Annotated in this window: 12 protein-coding genes; 6 read left to right on the top strand and 6 right to left on the bottom strand. The window is 66.0% G+C overall.

Annotated elements, in window-relative coordinates; genetic code table 11:
• On the top strand, positions 1-1,245 hold a 1,245-nt coding region (locus tag sphsw_RS19660; RefSeq protein ID WP_235188284.1), incomplete at its 5' end, for a hypothetical protein.
• 209 nt (positions 1,246-1,454) lie between these two features.
• On the opposite strand, the gene rplL is transcribed toward sphsw_RS19660, so the two are convergent.
• Both rplL and rplJ read right to left on the bottom strand, forming a co-directional pair.
• On the bottom strand, positions 1,455-1,829 hold the full coding sequence (gene rplL, locus sphsw_RS04895; protein ID WP_031392842.1) for a 50S ribosomal protein L7/L12: 375 nt from the start codon (positions 1,827-1,829) through the stop codon (positions 1,455-1,457).
• Between the two features lie 64 nt (positions 1,830-1,893).
• Positions 1,894-2,409, bottom strand: coding sequence for a 50S ribosomal protein L10 (gene rplJ / locus sphsw_RS04890; RefSeq protein WP_031392843.1), 516 nt, complete (start codon positions 2,407-2,409; stop codon positions 1,894-1,896).
• 401 nt (positions 2,410-2,810) lie between these two features.
• On the opposite strand from rplJ, the gene sphsw_RS04885 reads away from it, so the two are divergent.
• Together sphsw_RS04885 and sphsw_RS04880 are read left to right on the top strand one after the other, a co-directional pair.
• On the top strand, positions 2,811-5,315 hold the full coding sequence (locus sphsw_RS04885; RefSeq protein WP_031439628.1) for a PhoX family protein: 2,505 nt from the start codon (positions 2,811-2,813) through the stop codon (positions 5,313-5,315).
• A gap of 95 nt (positions 5,316-5,410) precedes the next feature.
• Positions 5,411-6,265: an oxidoreductase gene (locus sphsw_RS04880; RefSeq protein WP_031439627.1), complete on the top strand. Its 855-nt coding sequence runs from the start codon at positions 5,411-5,413 to the stop codon at positions 6,263-6,265.
• Between the two features lie 84 nt (positions 6,266-6,349).
• Here the strand turns inward: sphsw_RS04880 and rplA are convergent, their stop codons facing one another.
• Positions 6,350-7,042 (bottom strand): 50S ribosomal protein L1, encoded by a 693-nt coding sequence (rplA, locus tag sphsw_RS04875; protein WP_031439626.1) that lies wholly within the window; start codon positions 7,040-7,042, stop codon positions 6,350-6,352.
• Between the two features lie 4 nt (positions 7,043-7,046).
• Positions 7,047-7,478, bottom strand: coding sequence for a 50S ribosomal protein L11 (rplK, locus tag sphsw_RS04870; protein WP_031392847.1), 432 nt, complete (start codon positions 7,476-7,478; stop codon positions 7,047-7,049).
• Positions 7,479-7,820: 342 nt separating this feature from the next.
• On the opposite strand from rplK, the gene sphsw_RS19655 reads away from it, so the two are divergent.
• From sphsw_RS19655 to sphsw_RS04855, 3 genes are all read left to right on the top strand, one after another.
• Positions 7,821-8,315 (top strand): hypothetical protein, encoded by a 495-nt coding sequence (locus sphsw_RS19655; RefSeq protein WP_160172606.1) that lies wholly within the window; start codon positions 7,821-7,823, stop codon positions 8,313-8,315.
• Positions 8,316-8,437: 122 nt separating this feature from the next.
• The gene (locus sphsw_RS18270; RefSeq protein ID WP_052380847.1) at positions 8,438-9,817 is read left to right on the top strand and encodes a sensor domain-containing diguanylate cyclase; all 1,380 of its coding nucleotides are present in this window, start codon (positions 8,438-8,440) and stop codon (positions 9,815-9,817) included.
• 5 nt (positions 9,818-9,822) lie between these two features.
• Positions 9,823-11,223 (top strand): methyl-accepting chemotaxis protein, encoded by a 1,401-nt coding sequence (locus tag sphsw_RS04855; protein ID WP_081874137.1) that lies wholly within the window; start codon positions 9,823-9,825, stop codon positions 11,221-11,223.
• 33 nt (positions 11,224-11,256) lie between these two features.
• On the opposite strand, the gene sphsw_RS04850 is transcribed toward sphsw_RS04855, so the two are convergent.
• A complete protein-coding gene (locus tag sphsw_RS04850) occupies positions 11,257-14,256 on the bottom strand; it encodes a TonB-dependent receptor plug domain-containing protein (protein WP_042466586.1) in 3,000 nt (999 codons plus the stop codon).
• Positions 14,257-14,386: 130 nt separating this feature from the next.
• On the bottom strand, positions 14,387-14,804 hold a 418-nt coding region (locus sphsw_RS04845; RefSeq protein ID WP_031439621.1), incomplete at its 5' end, for a FadR/GntR family transcriptional regulator.

Below are 14,804 nucleotides of genomic sequence, written 5' to 3'. Positions count from 1 at the left end.
GCGTCGCAGCAGTCGACCCCACCGGCGCCCGCCGGGGCGGTTCGCGGGCTCGAGCCGCTTCAGGCCCGCGACACGGGGACGGCAGCGGTTCCCGTACCCGATACGCCGCGACTGGTTCTGCCGGCTGCGACCACTGCAGAGGCTGCGCCGCGCAGCCGTACCCCCGCGCGGGCGCCGGCGACACGCAGTGCAGAGCCCGATACGCCGCGAGCCGCGCGGGTCGATGCCGATACGACGTCCCGACGTGCAGCGGAGGCCGTGCCGTCCGCCGCACCGCGCGACGCGGCGGACGTTCGGACAGATCCGGCACCCCCATCGACCGTCACCCCGGCGCTGACCACACCGGCCCCAGCCATTCCGGCAACCACCGCGAGCCCCGAAGTCGCCCCCGCCGTCGCGCCGTCCTCCGCCCCCGTCGAGCGCACGATCGCTGCGCCGGAGCAGGGCAGGGCGATGCCGTTCTGGCTCTGGCTGGCGGTCATCCCGATCGTCGTCATCGCGCTGTGGTTGCTGCGCAGGGGGCCGCGTAAACGGCATGATCGGCTGGACTATCACGAGCCCGAACCGCTGACGGAAGCCGAGGCACCGCCAGCAAGGCCGCTTCCCCCGCTACCCACGCCGGCGCCGGTCCCGCCGAGCCCCGCGCGGGTGGTGACGCCGACCCCGGCGATCGCACCGCCGTCCCCGCCTGAGCTCGCGACGGCGGCAACCCCGCAATTTCTCGACCGGCGCGCGCGCGAGCCGGAGCGGGCGCGTCTGTCGGTCGAGCTGCGCCCGCTTCGTGCTGGGTTGAACCTGCTCAGCGCGACGGCCGAGTGTGAGCTCGTGGTGACGAATGTCGGTGCGGGCATCGCGGAGGCAATCCGCGTCCAGGCGGTCCTGCTGAGCGCGCATGCCGGCCAGGACGCCGATCTGACGGCGGTGAATGCGGGTCAGGTCCCGCGTCCGGCGACTGCGCCGTTCACGCTCGCGTCGGGAGAGTCGCGCACGATCCGCACGGTCTCGGCCATGTCGCGTGAGGCGATCCACAGCATGACCGCGGCCGACCGGCCGATGTTCGTGCCGATCGTCGCGGTCAACATCCGCTATGCCAGCGGGACGATCGCCGGTCAGACCGCGCGCGCCTGGGCAATCGGTGTGGAGCGGGTCGACTCGGCCAAGCTTGCGCCGTTCTGGCTCGATATCCCCGCGCGCATGTATGACGGGATCGCCGCGCGGCCCCATGCGCCTGCGATCGAAGTCTAGCCGCTCAGACGACGGGCCGGGTTGCATCGACCCGGCCCGGTTGCGTTCTATCAGGCACGAAAAAAGGGCGACCCCATCGCTGGGGCCGCCCTTTTTTTGCTGCGGCCAGCAGGGGCAGGGCCCCTGCTTCGTCGGTCGGCATGAATGCCGCCGGCCGGCCTTGCGGGGAGTGCGCTTCAGCGTGGCTGAAGCGTCTCTCCCGCTGCGGCTTACTTGACCTCGACGGTCGCGCCAGCTGCTTCGAGCTGTGCCTTGATCTTGGCGGCTTCGTCCTTCGACACGCCTTCCTTGACGGCCTTGGGAGCCGACTCGACCAGCGTCTTGGCTTCGGTCAGGCCGAGCGACGTGATCGCGCGGACTTCCTTGATGACGTTGATCTTCTTGCCACCGTCGCCGGTCAGGATGACGTCGAATTCGGTCTGCTCTTCAGCGGCCGGTGCGGCTGCGCCGCCGCCAGCTGCCGGTGCTGCGACCGCTGCTGCGGCCGAAACGCCCCACTTCTCTTCGAGCAGCTTCGAAAGCTCAGCTGCTTCGAGAACGGTCAGTTCGCTCAGGCTCTCAACGAGCGCGTTCAGGTCTGCCATGATAAATCTCCATCTCGGGGCATGTGCCCCATCAGTTCAAAAAGTAACGAAAGAGCCTGCAAGATCAGGCGGCTTCCTTCTCCGCGTAGGCGGAAAGCACGCGCGCGAGCTGCGCTGCCGGAGCCTGCGTGATCGTCGCCAGCTTCGTGGCAGGTGCCACGATGAGGCCGAGGATCTTGGCACGCAGTTCATCCAGCGAGGGCAGCGTTGCGAGCGCCTTCACACCGTCGACGTCGAGGGTCGTCGCGCCCATCGCCCCACCCACGATTTCGAACTTGTCGTTCGTCTTCGCGAATTCCACGGCCACCTTGGCGGCCGCGACGGGATCGATGGAGCTGGCCAGACCGACCGGACCCGTGAGCATGTCGCCCAGCGAGCTGTAGTCGGTGCCGTCCATTGCGATCTTGGCAAGCTTGTTCTTCGAGACCTTGTAGGTCGCGCCGGCGTCGCGCATCTTGTTCCGCAGCACAGTGGACTGTGCGACGGTCAGGCCGAGGTTGCGCGTCACAACGACGACGCCGACCTCGGAGAAGGTGCGGTTCAGCTCGGCTACGGCCGCGGTCTTTTGATCACGATCCATGCCATTCTCCACGTTTTCAGGTTCACCATTTGCACGGTGGACCCGGTTACTAACCGGAGGCGCAGACAAGCCCGCGCTTCCGGGTGTCTCGTCGATGGGGCATGGGAGAGGGCAGGCGCCGGAGCGCTCCGCAAAATCTCATTCCCCGTCTAGGTGGGAGATTAAGCGCCGGCAAACCCGGTGCACCCACTGTCTCGGACGGAGTTCGGCAGGCGGACCCGCCGAACGAAGCCGCCGCATAGCGGAATCGGTCGCGAAGTCAATCGCCCAGATGCGGTCCGGTGCCTGTCGCGGAACCGTCACGCGACTGACGCGAAGGTGTCTCCGTTCCTTCACCGCACTGCCGCTTTACCCGGCCAAAGCTCCCCGCAGCGGTCAGATCGGCCGATCCGGGGGGACGTATGAAAATTCCGACGAACATGACGATGGCCTATCACGATGGCGATATCGACACGAACACCAGCGCCAATCCGCATCTGAACGATCTGATCGCGGTGCGCTATTCGCGTCGCCAGACGCTGATGGGGGGCCTGTCCGCCGCGACCGCCGCGGTGTTCGGCGGCATGCTGCTCGCGGGTTGCGACGAGGATGACCCGCGGCGTGCGGTCACCGTGCAGGCTGGTGCATCGGGCGCGACCTCGGCAGGCAAGACGGTCACGCTGACGGGCACGGTAGCGTCGGGCAGCGCGACGGGTGTCGCCTGGGCCCAGACCGGCGGCCCGGCCGTGACGCTCGCCAACGCGAACACCGCAACCGCAACCTTCACCGCACCCAGCGTCGCTGCCGACACCACGCTCACCTTCACCTTCACCGGCACCAGCACCGACGGCATCCGCAGCGAGACCTCGACCAGCGTCCCCGTCAGCCCGGCGCGGCTCGACTTCACCGCGGTTCCCAAGAGCCTTGCCGACGTCGTCTCGGTGCCGGCCGGCTACAGCGTCACCGTGCTCTACCGCCTGGGCGACCCGATCGCGAGCGGCGTCGGCGCCTATGCCAATGACGGCAGCGACACGAACTTCGCACGCCGTGCGGGCGACCATCATGACGGCATGAGCTATTTCGGGCTGGCCGCGACCGGCAGCACCCCCGACGCCAACGGCAACACGCGCGGCCTGCTCGTGCTCAATCACGAGAATATCACCCAGGCCTATCTGCACCCCAATGGCGCGACCAGCACTGGCGGCGCGATCGGTGCGGGCGGTGTCCGCCCCGAGTCCGAGGCGCTGAAGGAGATGGAATGCCACGGCGTCTCGGTGATCGAGATCAGCCGGTCGGCCACCGCCTGGAGCTATGTCCCGGCCTCGGCGCTCAACCGCCGTATCACGCCGCTGACGCCGATGAGCTTCAGTGGTCCGGTCCGCGGCAATGCGCTGCTCAGGACGCGCTATTCGACCGACGGCACAGCGGGCCGCGGGACGATCAACAATTGCGCGAACGGCACGATGCCGTGGCACACCTATCTGACCAACGAGGAGAATTGGGCGGGCTATTTCCGTCGCCAGTTCGGTGACGTCGCCGCGCGGGGCGGGTCGACCGCCAAGCAGAATGTCTCGCTCGCCCGCTACGGCATCCGCGAGACCGCCAACGCCACCACCTTCAACGGCAATTACGGCTGGGCCTCGGTCGTGCCGGCCGATTCCGCCAACACGCTCTATGCGCGCTGGAACGTCACCACGACCGCCGCGACCGATGCCACCGGCGATTTCCGCAACGAGGCGTTCCAATATGGCTGGGTGGTCGAGATCGATCCGTTCGATCCCGCCTCAACCCCGCGCAAGCGCACCGCGCTCGGCCGCATGAACCATGAGGGTTGCGAGATCGGCCGGACGATCGCGGGCGTCAAGCCGGCCTTCTACATGGGCGACGATGCGCAGAACGAATATATCTACAAGTTCGTGTCCGCCACGCCCTGGTCGGCGGCAGACGCGACCGCGACCAACCGGCTCGCGATCGGCGACAAATATCTCGACTCGGGCACGCTCTATGTCGCCAAGCTCAACGCCGACGGTTCGGGCCAGTGGCTGCCGCTCGTGTTCGGGCAGGGGCCGCTGACCAGCGCCAATACGACCTATCCCTTTGCGGATCAGGCCGATGTGCTGATCAATGCGCGTCTGGCGGGCGATGTCCTGGGCGCGACCAAGATGGATCGACCCGAATGGACCGCGGTGAACCCGGCGACGGGCGAGATGTACTGCACGCTGACCAACAACTCGTCGCGCACCGCGGCGAATGTCGATGCGTCGAACCCGCGCGCCTATACCGATCCCAAGACCACCGGTGGCCAGACCACGGGCAACGCCAACGGCCATGTCATCCGTCTGCGCGAGACCGGCGACACGTCGGAGGCGACCGCCTTTACGTGGGACATCTACGCATTCGGTGCGGGCAGCGATCTCGATGCGACCAACATCAACCTGTCGGGGCTCGACGCGACCAACGACTTCTCGTCGCCCGATGGCCTGTGGTTCGGCCTGCCGAGCAATCCGACCGGCAATGTCACCCCGGTGATGTGGATCGAGACCGATGACGGCGCCTATACCGACGTCACCAACTGCATGCTGCTCGCGGCAATCCCGGGCCGCGTCGGCGACGGAGGTACGCGCGCCGTGACGAGCACGCTCGGCGGGACCAGCAACACGGTCACGACGCGGATCGGCAAGGCACCGGCCACGACGCTGCGGCGCTTCCTGGTCGGGCCGAAGGAATGCGAGATCACCGGCATCCACTCGACCCCGGATGGCCGCTCGCTGTTCGTCAACATCCAGCATCCCGGCGAGAATGGTGGTCCCACCAACATCACCAGCAGCTGGCCCGCGAACCAGGCCGGCGCGGTCGCGACCCCGTCGCGTCCGCGTTCGTCGACGATCGTCATCACCAAGAACGATGGCGGTATCATCGGGCTGTAAGCAGGGCAGGGGGCGGGTCGCATAACGGACCCGTCCCCGGCTTTCGGCGTTACCTCCTGCGAACGCATATCCAGCGTATCCGGAAAGGTTCGTCCATGACTCTCCCCGCATCGCCCGTCTGGTTCATCACGGGCTGCTCCACCGGCTTCGGCCGCGATCTCGCGAGGCTGGTGCTCGATCGCGGGTGGCGCGCCGTCGTCACCGCGCGCGATGCAGACCGGGTCGCCGACCTTGTCGAGGGCCATGACGACATCGCGCTCGCCCTCGCGCTCGACGTCAACGATCAGGCGCAGGTCGAGGCGGCGGTCGCAGCGGCCAAGGCCAAGTTCGGCCAGATCGACGTGCTCGTGAACAATGCGGGCTATGGCTATCAGGCGACCGCCGAAGAGGGGGACGAGGCCGAGATCCGTGCCCAGTTCGACACCAATGTGTTCGGGCTGTTCGCGATCACCCGCGCGGTCCTGCCGATCATGCGCGCGCAGGGCAGCGGCAACATCGTCAACTTCACCTCGGTCGCCGGGCTCATCGGGTTTCCGGGATCGGGTTATTATGCAGCATCGAAACATGCGGTCGAGGGCTGGTCCGACGCGCTGCTTGCCGAGGTCGGGCCACTCGGCATCGGCGTGACCTGTGTCGAGCCGGGGCCGTTCCGCACCGACTGGGCGGGGCGATCACTCCGCCAGACGCCAAGCCAGATTGCCGATTATGCCGATACCGCGGGCGCGCGGATGGCGGGAACGAAGGACGTCAGCGGGACGCAGGCCGGGGATCCGGTCCGGGCAGGCGAGGCGATCATCGCCGCGGTCAGCCAGGACGTGCCGCCGCGCCATCTGGTGCTCGGCGCATTCGGCTATGAGGCCGTGACCGCAAAGCTGCGCGAACGGCTGGCCGCGATTGAAGCGGCGCGCGACATCAGCCTGGGTGAGGACTTTCCAGCCGATGCGACCTGAGCGCATCAGGCGGCCCTGACGCAGAAAGGGCCGGGAGATCGCTCTCCCGGCCCCTTTCCTAACACTCAAAAGCGCGAACGCCGATCAGGCGCCGGCGACTTCCGTCGTGTCGACCTTGATCCCGGCACCCATGGTGCTCGAAACCGCAATCTTGCGGACATACTTGCCCTTCGCGCCCGACGGCTTGGCCTTGACCACGGCGTCGACCAGCGCATCGAAGTTCGCGCGCAGGTCTTCTGCCGGGAACGACGCCTTGCCGATGCCCGAGTGGATGATGCCGGCCTTCTCGACGCGATATTCGATCTGGCCGCCCTTGGCGTCCTTGACCGCCTGCGCGACGTTCATCGTCACCGTGCCGAGCTTCGGGTTCGGCATCAGGCCCTTGGGGCCCAGCACCTTACCGAGACGACCGACGATGCCCATCATGTCCGGGGTCGCGATGCAGCGATCGAAATCGATCGTGCCACCCTGGATGGTCTCCATCAGGTCTTCCGCGCCGACGACGTCTGCGCCTGCTGCGAGAGCCTCTTCAGCCTTCGCGCCGCGGGCGAACACGCCGACGCGGACGGTCTTGCCGGTGCCCTTGGGCAGCGTCACCACGCCGCGGACCATCTGGTCTGCGTGACGCGGATCGACGCCCAGGTTCAGCGCGACTTCGATCGTCTCGTCGAACTTCGACGTGGCGCCCGAGCGTGCGAGCGCGATCGCTTCGTCAATTGCGTGAAGCTTGACGGTGTCGACCGTGACGGCCTTCTGCTTCTTGGTCAGCTTTGCCATGATATCAGCCCTCCACCACTTCGAGGCCCATTGCGCGGGCGCTGCCTTCGATGATCTTCGTCGCAGCGTCGATATCGTTGGCGTTGAGGTCCTTCATCTTCGTCGTGGCGATCTCGCTCAGCTGCGAGCGCTTGATCTTGCCAGCGACGACCTTGCCCGGCTCCTTCGAACCCGACTTGAGACCGGCGGCCTCCTTGATCAGGTACGATGCCGGCGGGGTCTTCGTCTCGAACGAGAACGAGCGATCCGCATAGACCGTGATGACGGTCGGGATCGGCATGCCCTTCTTCAGTTCGCTCGTGCCGGCGTTGAACGCCTTGCAGAACTCCATGATGTTCACGCCGCGCTGACCCAGCGCAGGCCCGATCGGCGGCGCGGGCTTTGCCTCGCCTGCAGGGACCTGCAGCTTGATGTATCCGGTAATCTTTTTAGCCATGTCACTCTCTTGATAGGGGCCGCCCGCATAAGCGCGTACGGCCCGGTTTCGAGTCTAGCGGTACGAACGACGCACGCTCGACGCGCGTCTCCCGCAGGTTCCATCATCAGATGTTGGAAGCTGGCGCGCATAGCCGAGGCGTGCCGCTGGTGCAAGCCTGTGCACTGACCATTGGCGATCGCGGCGCAGGCGCCGGCCATGTCCCGGCGTCGGGATCGCCCGACCGGTCACAGCAACGGCTGGCGCTGAGTATGCAACCGATTGCAGTCCGAAAGTCTTCACCTTCACCGCAATGATCCAGATCAGCAAATTTCAAGTTATTCGTACAAGATGATCTAAATCATGAGCGAAAAGACGGCAAATGTGGCAAGTCCTGCGCAAGGAGAGATTAGGACAGCCATGAGAGCGGCCTTTGATCATGAAAGCGGAACATTGAGATTCCTTACAATGGCGCTCGGGCTTGCGCTTGGTCTAATGATCCCGCTTGGATTCATATTGGCATGCTCGCTTATACTTGACCGACCGGTGACGATACTTGTCGTCGGAATTATCGTTGGAATATCCGCAACCTATGCCCTGTCAGTGATCCTGATGCGGCCGTCGAAGCATGACGAGGAGCATGTCGGGGACGCTGGTCCCAAGGTTTCGCTTGCCATGATCTGCCTCGCGACCGCGCTGATCGTCTGCGGGTTGAGCATCTATGTGTCCGACCGGCCGCATTATCTTCTCTACCGGGATATGCCGCATATCGCCGCGGCGATGCTGTTCCTGCCCGGCATGCTCGTCGGGTCTGGCTGTATCCTGTACCTGATCGCCGGGCGCGCCGTCTCGCGCTAGGCCGCGCGGTTCGTCGTCCGGACCGCGCCAAAAAAGCGCCGATGCGCCCGGGGCACTATGGTGCCGGCCTATAATGGAGGCCGGACGTGTCGTTGCACGCCCGTCACTCCGAGAGTTTCGGCATGGATACGATGATCAACGTCGCGGACGACGGCGGCAGATGGGATATGGCGAACGCCCCGTTCGTCGTCGACGCGCTGGCGCGGTCGATCCCGACGGTGCAATTCTCGATGGAAGGCGAGGTGCTGGCGGTCAATGATCGCTATCTGCGCATCTTCGGTCGCGAGGCGCAGGACCTGATCGGCGGCCATCACAGCAGCTTCGTCCGGCTGACCGCGGCGGGGACGGCGGACTATGCGACCGTCTGGAACACGCTGCGCAAGGGGCGTCTGATCCAGACCGAGTTCGGCAGCGTCGCCAAGGATGGTCGCGAAGTCTGGTTGCAGGCGACCTATATGCCCGTGCTGGACAGCAACGGCGTCCCGCAGCGCGTGTTCAAGCTCGCCAACGATATCACGCATGAGCATCAGCACGCCGCGGACAAAATCAAGATGCTCGAGGCGATCTCGCGATCGACCGCGATGATCGAATTCGCGCTCGACGGGACGATCCTGTCCGCCAATCCGCTCTATCTCGCAATTACCGGCTATACCGAGACCGACATTCGCGGTCGGCATCACCGCATGTTCGTGACCCCCGAGGACGCCTGTGATCCCAGTTATGAGCGGTTCTGGGAACGGCTGCGCGAGGGGGAGTTCATACGCTCCGAATTCCGCCGGATCGGGCGGGACGGGCGGCCGATCTGGCTGCAGGCCAGCTACAACCCCATCCTTGACGCGTGCGGCAAGCCGACACGGATCGTCAAGATCGCGACCGACATCACCGAATCGGTCGAGCTGCGCCTCGAAAACGCGCATCACGCGTTCAGCGACGCGCTGACCCAGCTCGCCAATCGGCGACGGTTCAACCGGACGCTGGCGGAGGAGGTACGCCGCGCGATCCGGTCGGGTGACGACCTGTCGCTGATCCTCATCGACATCGATCATTTCAAGCGGTTCAACGATAATCATGGTCATCAGCAGGGCGATGCGTGCCTGCGGATCGTCGCGACCGCCATCCGGTCAGCGGTGCGGCGCGCCAATGATCTGGTCGCGCGTTTCGGCGGCGAGGAATTCGCGGTGCTGCTGCCCAGTGCCGGTGCCGATGTTGCGGCGACCGCGGCGGAAACGATCCGTGCGGCGGTCGAGACGTTGCGCGTCGACCATCAGGACGGAACACGCCCGGTGCTGACCGTCAGCGTGGGTCACGCATCGCTTAGCCGGGATCACCGCAGCACCGACGTCCTCGCCGATGATCTCGTCGAGCGCGCGGACCGTGCGCTCTACCGGGCCAAGGAAGCCGGCCGCAACACCGTGTGCGACGACCGCGCCATCCATCCCAGGGGCTCCGTGACGCCGCCGTCCCGCGCGCCATTTTCCCGCTCGATCTCTCCCAAAGGATAACCCGAATGCTATGGTTCAAAGCCGACGCGCCTATCCGCCTGAAACTGTTGATCGCCTTTTCCAGTTTCGTCATTCTGGTCGCCTGCACCGCAATTGCGGGATTGGTCCTTAAGGGCACCGCGCTGATCGGCGCGGGCGTCGCGGCAACGCTGATTGCGGTTGGGCTTGGCTATACGTATCGCGAAATGATCGCGGTGCCCTATGTCACCACCGTCGTTCGCATGGAGGCGCTGGCCGCGGGTGATCTCGAAAGCCCGATCGAGTTCACGAACTTTCGCGACTGCGTCGGCCGCATGACCAAGGCGATGGGAACGTTCCAGGAGAATGCGCGGGTGCAGATTGCGCTGAACGTCGAGGCGTCACGCAACGCCGATGTGGTCAACCGCATGGCGCAGAATTTCAAGCAGGTGGCCGAGGGCAATCTGACTGTCGACATCACCGAGGACTATCCGGCGATCTACGAGGACCTGAAAGCGAACTTCAATATCGCGCTTGCCAGCTTGCGCGACCTGATCCGCTCGGTCGCGCAGGGCGCCTCCAGGATCCAGATCGGCTCGGGCGAGATTGCGCAGGCGTCCGAGGATCTGGCGCGGCGAACCGAGAGCACCGCGGCGAGCCTGGAGGAGACGTCGGCGGCGATCCATCAGATGGACAATCGCCTGAAGGATACCGCGCAGGGCGCGACGCGGTCGGTGGCGACGTCCGAGCAGGCGCTGAGCGCGCTCGATCATGGACGCCACAAGACCGACACGGCGGTCCAGGCGATGGAGCGCGTCAGCGATAGCGCAAAGGGGATCGACAGCGTCATCGAGGGACTCGACAAGATCGCGTTCCAGACCCGCGTCCTGGCGATGAACGCGGCGGTCGAGGCGGGACGCGCGGGCGATGCCGGACGTGGCTTTGCGGTGGTCGCCGATCTGGTGTCCGCGCTGGCGATGCGCGCGGAGGAAGAGGCCAAGCGCGCGCGCAACCAGCTGACCGTGACGCAGGTCGATATCGGTGCGGCGGTCGACGCGGTGCAACTGGTCGATCAGGCGCTGTCGGGGATCGTCGCCTCGGGGCGTGAAGCGGCGGATATTTCGCGGCAGATCGCGACCGACAACCAGGCGCAGGCCCTCGCGATCACCGAGGTGAGCGCCGCGGTCGGCAGCATGGACCAGGCGACGCAGAAGAACGCGGCAATGGTCGAGCAGACGTCCGCCGCGGCGCGGCAGCTCGCGCAGGAGGTCCAGCTGCTCGCACAGCACGCGCAACGCTTCGTCGTCGATGGCGGCGGGGTCCGGCAGGCGGCACCGGCCTCGGCGGCGCAGCCGGCAACGGGCGAACGCGACCATTATACGCTGGCGAGCGATACCCGGCGGCTGCCCGCCTCCGCGATCACCGCGCTGACCCGGCCGAGCTGGTAGGACTGACCAGCCGGGTCGGGTGCGGGTCCTGGTCTAGAAGCGGGCGCGCATGCCGAGCCGGTAGATGCGGCCGAGCGTGTCGTAGAGCGCGGGGTTCACGTCGAGGCCGGTATTGGTCTGCGGCGCGGGTTCGGGATCGTGATCGAACAGGTTGTCGACCTTGAAGAACAGGCTGACCTGCTTGGACAGGTTCACCGACCCGCCGAGATCGACATAGAAGGCGCCCTTCATCGTGTTGTAATCGATCGTCGGGTTATTGGCGGTCGAAGCGGGGCAGGCGGTCGTGCACACGACATACTGGCTGCCGAAATTGCCGTCGGAGAACCAGCGTTCCTGCAACGTCAGGCTGAAGAGGTCATTGTCGTAGCTCTGCGTGGCGAGCCATTTCCAGTCGGGCGTCGCCCCATTGTTGGCGCCCGCCTGGTCGACCGTCGCGACGCCGGCGATGCCCGCCTTCACAAGGAACTCGCGGACATTGGTGCCGAGCGCGCGGAGGGTGAAATTGCCCGGCAGGCCGAGCGGCCGCTTCCACTGGTAGCTCGCTTCGATGTCGAACCCGCTGGTCTTCCACGAGGCGAGGTTGAATGGCTGGACGTTGATGAAATTGCCGCCCTGGGTCGGGCTGTTCAGCACGAAGCCGCCGCAGAACGCCTGATTGCCCTCGAAGCAGAAGCGCACGATCTGGTCGGCCGACAGCGTCGAGATCACGCCGTCGAGCTTGATGCTGTAATAGTCGAACGACAGGCCGAGCCCGGGCAGCCAGGACGGGTGCGACAGGACGATGCCGGCCTCGGTATTGCGCGCGATCTCGGGCTTCAGGTCCGGATTGCCGATGGTGTTCTGGAACGCCTGGACGCCGCCGCCGGGGGGGAAGGGGTTGGTGAAGTTGGGCAGCGTCGTGACGGTCGGCGCGGCGAACAGTTCGGACAAATTGGGTGCGCGGACGTCGCGCGACGTCACCGCGCGCAGGCGGATGCCGTCGAGCGGCGTCTCCCAGGTGCCGCCGATCTTCCACGCCCAGATCGTCCCCGACGTGCTGTAATGCGTGACGCGACCCGCACCGTTCAGGTTCGCGCGACCGATTGCATCGCCCTTGAACAGCGGCAGGTTCAGCTCGAGAAAGCCTTCATAGACCTCGTATTTGCCGCCACCGTTCTTGTAGTTGCCCGCCGCCCAGTTGCTGCCCAAAGTCGAGTTGAGCAGCGGGTCCGCGGGATAGTCGGCGCTGTTGGGGCTGAGCGCAGTGACGCCGGCGCCATAGGGATCGCCGTGGACGCGGTAATATTCCCGCCGATATTCGCCGCCGAACGCGACCGCGAGCGGCCCCGCCCACAGGCCGAGCGGCTCGCCTGAAAAGTTCAGGCTGGCGACGTCCTGCGTCAGCTTGGTCCGCTGCATCGGTCCGTTGACCGGCGTGACATAGGCGAGCGCTGCGGCGGAGGGCGGCGACCCGCCGAAGATGTTGATCGGCTGACACCCGGCAGCGCGAGCGGCGGCGTCGGCGCAGACGATCGCGCCGTTCAGCGTGATCGCGTTGGCAGCCGCGACATAGCGGTTCTGCAACACGGTGTTCTCGACATCGATATGCGCGATCGTGATGCCATGTTCGTAATAGCCGTCATAATTCCAGTCGGTGCCGGCCAGATCGAACCGCCCCTTAAGCCCTCCCACGAACCGGTATTGGCGGCGGTCGGTCTGCACCAGCGGATCGGGGAAATTGCCGTTGCTGGTGCCGAAGCCGAACTGCGTGATCCCGGCGGTCGCACAGCGATCGCGGATCAGCTGCGGCAGATACGGATTGGCGCACTGCACGGTCAGACTGGGGCGATTATAGCCCGGGCTCGGCTGGTTGCTGGTCTTCACCTGCGCGAGGTTGACGGTGACATAGGCTTCGTTGTTCTCGGCAAAGTCGAAACCGACGCGGGTAAAGCCGTTGAGGCGTTCGAGCGAGGATTTGAGCGATGCGCCCGAGCCGGGTGCACCCGACAGGTCGCCGCCGACGCAGAAGCTGTTGCCTGGGAAGCAGCCGGTCACGCCACCCGTCCCGGTCGGGCGTCCGTTCGATCCATAGTTGAAGTTGAACGGCGAACCGTTCTGGTCGAACGCGATCCCCTGTAGCGGGCCGTTGTTGATCAGCCCGAACCGCGCATATTGATAGGGCTGCGCATAGTCGCGATAGTTGAACTGCGGCAGGCCGTTATTCGCCTGGCCCGTATTGACCAGCGTCGTCGCGCGGTACCAGTCGCGCCCCTTGGCGAGATCGGTGCCGAAATCGCCGGGCCCGACGCCGTCCTCATGATCATATTCGGCGCTGACGATCAGGTGCAGCCGGTCATTGAACAGCGATTTGCCGAACGCCGCCTGGACCAGCGCCTGCTGATCGTCGCCGTAATTGGTGATGCCGCCCTGGATATTGCCCTTGAACCCGGTGAACCGCGTGTCGGTGATGAAGTTGACCACGCCGCCGACCGCGTCCGAGCCGTAAGAAGCGGACGCACCGCCTGTGACCACGTCGACGCGCTTGACGAGCAGTTGCGGGAACATGCTGATGTCCGGAACGCCCGTCACGTTCGCGCCGACGACGCGTTGCCCGTCGAGCAGCGTCAGCGTCCGGATCGGTCCGAGACCCCGCAGCGAAAACGAGCTGAGCCCCTGCGTCCCGCTTGACGTGCTGAACGTGCCGGTCGCCGCACCGGTCGAGCCTTGCAGCGACGGCAACTGCGCGATCGCGTTGAAGATATTCGGCTGGGCATTTTTGAGGATCTGCTCCTCGCCGATCACGGTCGTCGGCGTCGGCGCGTTGAACCCGCTGGTGGTGATGCGCGTGCCGGTGACGACGATGTCGGCCGCGGACGCCGGCGGCGGGCTGTCCTCGGCAAGCGGCGTCGCCGGCGTCACGGTCGGGGGCGGGGCCGGGGGGGCGGTCTGGGCGAGAACGGGTGTCCCGATCAGCGCGATCGCCGACACCATCATCCCGGTCGCGGTGCCGCTGATGCGTGCGGCAAAATCTCGGTCGTGCCTGGCCTTCGCCATGATCCCATCCCCTTTCGGTCATGGCCCAGGCCGTCTGTCCGGTCCGGGTCCGCAATCCGTTATGCGGCGATCCTATCGTGGACCGGCGGGGGGAACATCTACGACCATCGTCGCAACGTTCGGAGTGCAATCAGGGCATGAGACGCTTGCGGCCCTGCGACAAATGCCACCGCATCGCCAGCGCGGCACCGTCGGCATCCTGCGCCCGGATCGCCTCGACGATCGCGTCATGCTCGTCCATCATCGCGCCGATCACCTCTGGCGCGCGCGACCGCGATATGTCCACGCCGGCGCGCAGGATCCGCATCACGGCATCCTGGAGATGCTCGAACACCGGCAGGAACGCCGCGTTGGCGGTCGCCTCGACGATCGCGCGGTGGAGCAGCCAGTCCTCGTCATGCGCCGGGGCGTTCGACAGCAGCGCCGCGCGCAACGCCTCCAGCGCCTGCTCGATCGCCGCGAGCTGTTCGTCCGAGCGTCGCTGCGCCGCCAGCCGCGCCGCCTCCGCCTCGAGCACGAAGCGGACCTCATAGGTGCCCAGCGTTGCG

Source organism: Sphingomonas sp. FUKUSWIS1, from assembly GCF_000733135.1.
GTDB classification, from domain to species: Bacteria; Pseudomonadota; Alphaproteobacteria; order Sphingomonadales; family Sphingomonadaceae; genus Sphingomonas; species Sphingomonas aerolata.
This window is presented reverse-complemented; position numbering and strand designations above follow the sequence as displayed.

Excerpts from the sequence above, each read along its gene's own strand:
- sphsw_RS04855 (WP_081874137.1), top strand. The coding sequence starts at position 9,823 with ATGCTATGGTTCAAAGCCGACGCGCCTATCCGCCTGAAACTGTTGATC.
- rplJ (WP_031392843.1), bottom strand. The coding sequence starts at position 2,409 with ATGGATCGTGATCAAAAGACCGCGGCCGTAGCCGAGCTGAACCGCACC.
- sphsw_RS04885 (WP_031439628.1), top strand. The coding sequence starts at position 2,811 with ATGAAAATTCCGACGAACATGACGATGGCCTATCACGATGGCGATATC.
- rplK (WP_031392847.1), bottom strand. The coding sequence starts at position 7,478 with ATGGCTAAAAAGATTACCGGATACATCAAGCTGCAGGTCCCTGCAGGC.
- sphsw_RS19655 (WP_160172606.1), top strand. The coding sequence starts at position 7,821 with ATGAGCGAAAAGACGGCAAATGTGGCAAGTCCTGCGCAAGGAGAGATT.
- rplL (WP_031392842.1), bottom strand. The coding sequence starts at position 1,829 with ATGGCAGACCTGAACGCGCTCGTTGAGAGCCTGAGCGAACTGACCGTT.
- sphsw_RS04880 (WP_031439627.1), top strand. The coding sequence starts at position 5,411 with ATGACTCTCCCCGCATCGCCCGTCTGGTTCATCACGGGCTGCTCCACC.
- sphsw_RS04850 (WP_042466586.1), bottom strand. The coding sequence starts at position 14,256 with ATGGCGAAGGCCAGGCACGACCGAGATTTTGCCGCACGCATCAGCGGC.
- sphsw_RS18270 (WP_052380847.1), top strand. The coding sequence starts at position 8,438 with ATGGATACGATGATCAACGTCGCGGACGACGGCGGCAGATGGGATATG.
- rplA (WP_031439626.1), bottom strand. The coding sequence starts at position 7,042 with ATGGCAAAGCTGACCAAGAAGCAGAAGGCCGTCACGGTCGACACCGTC.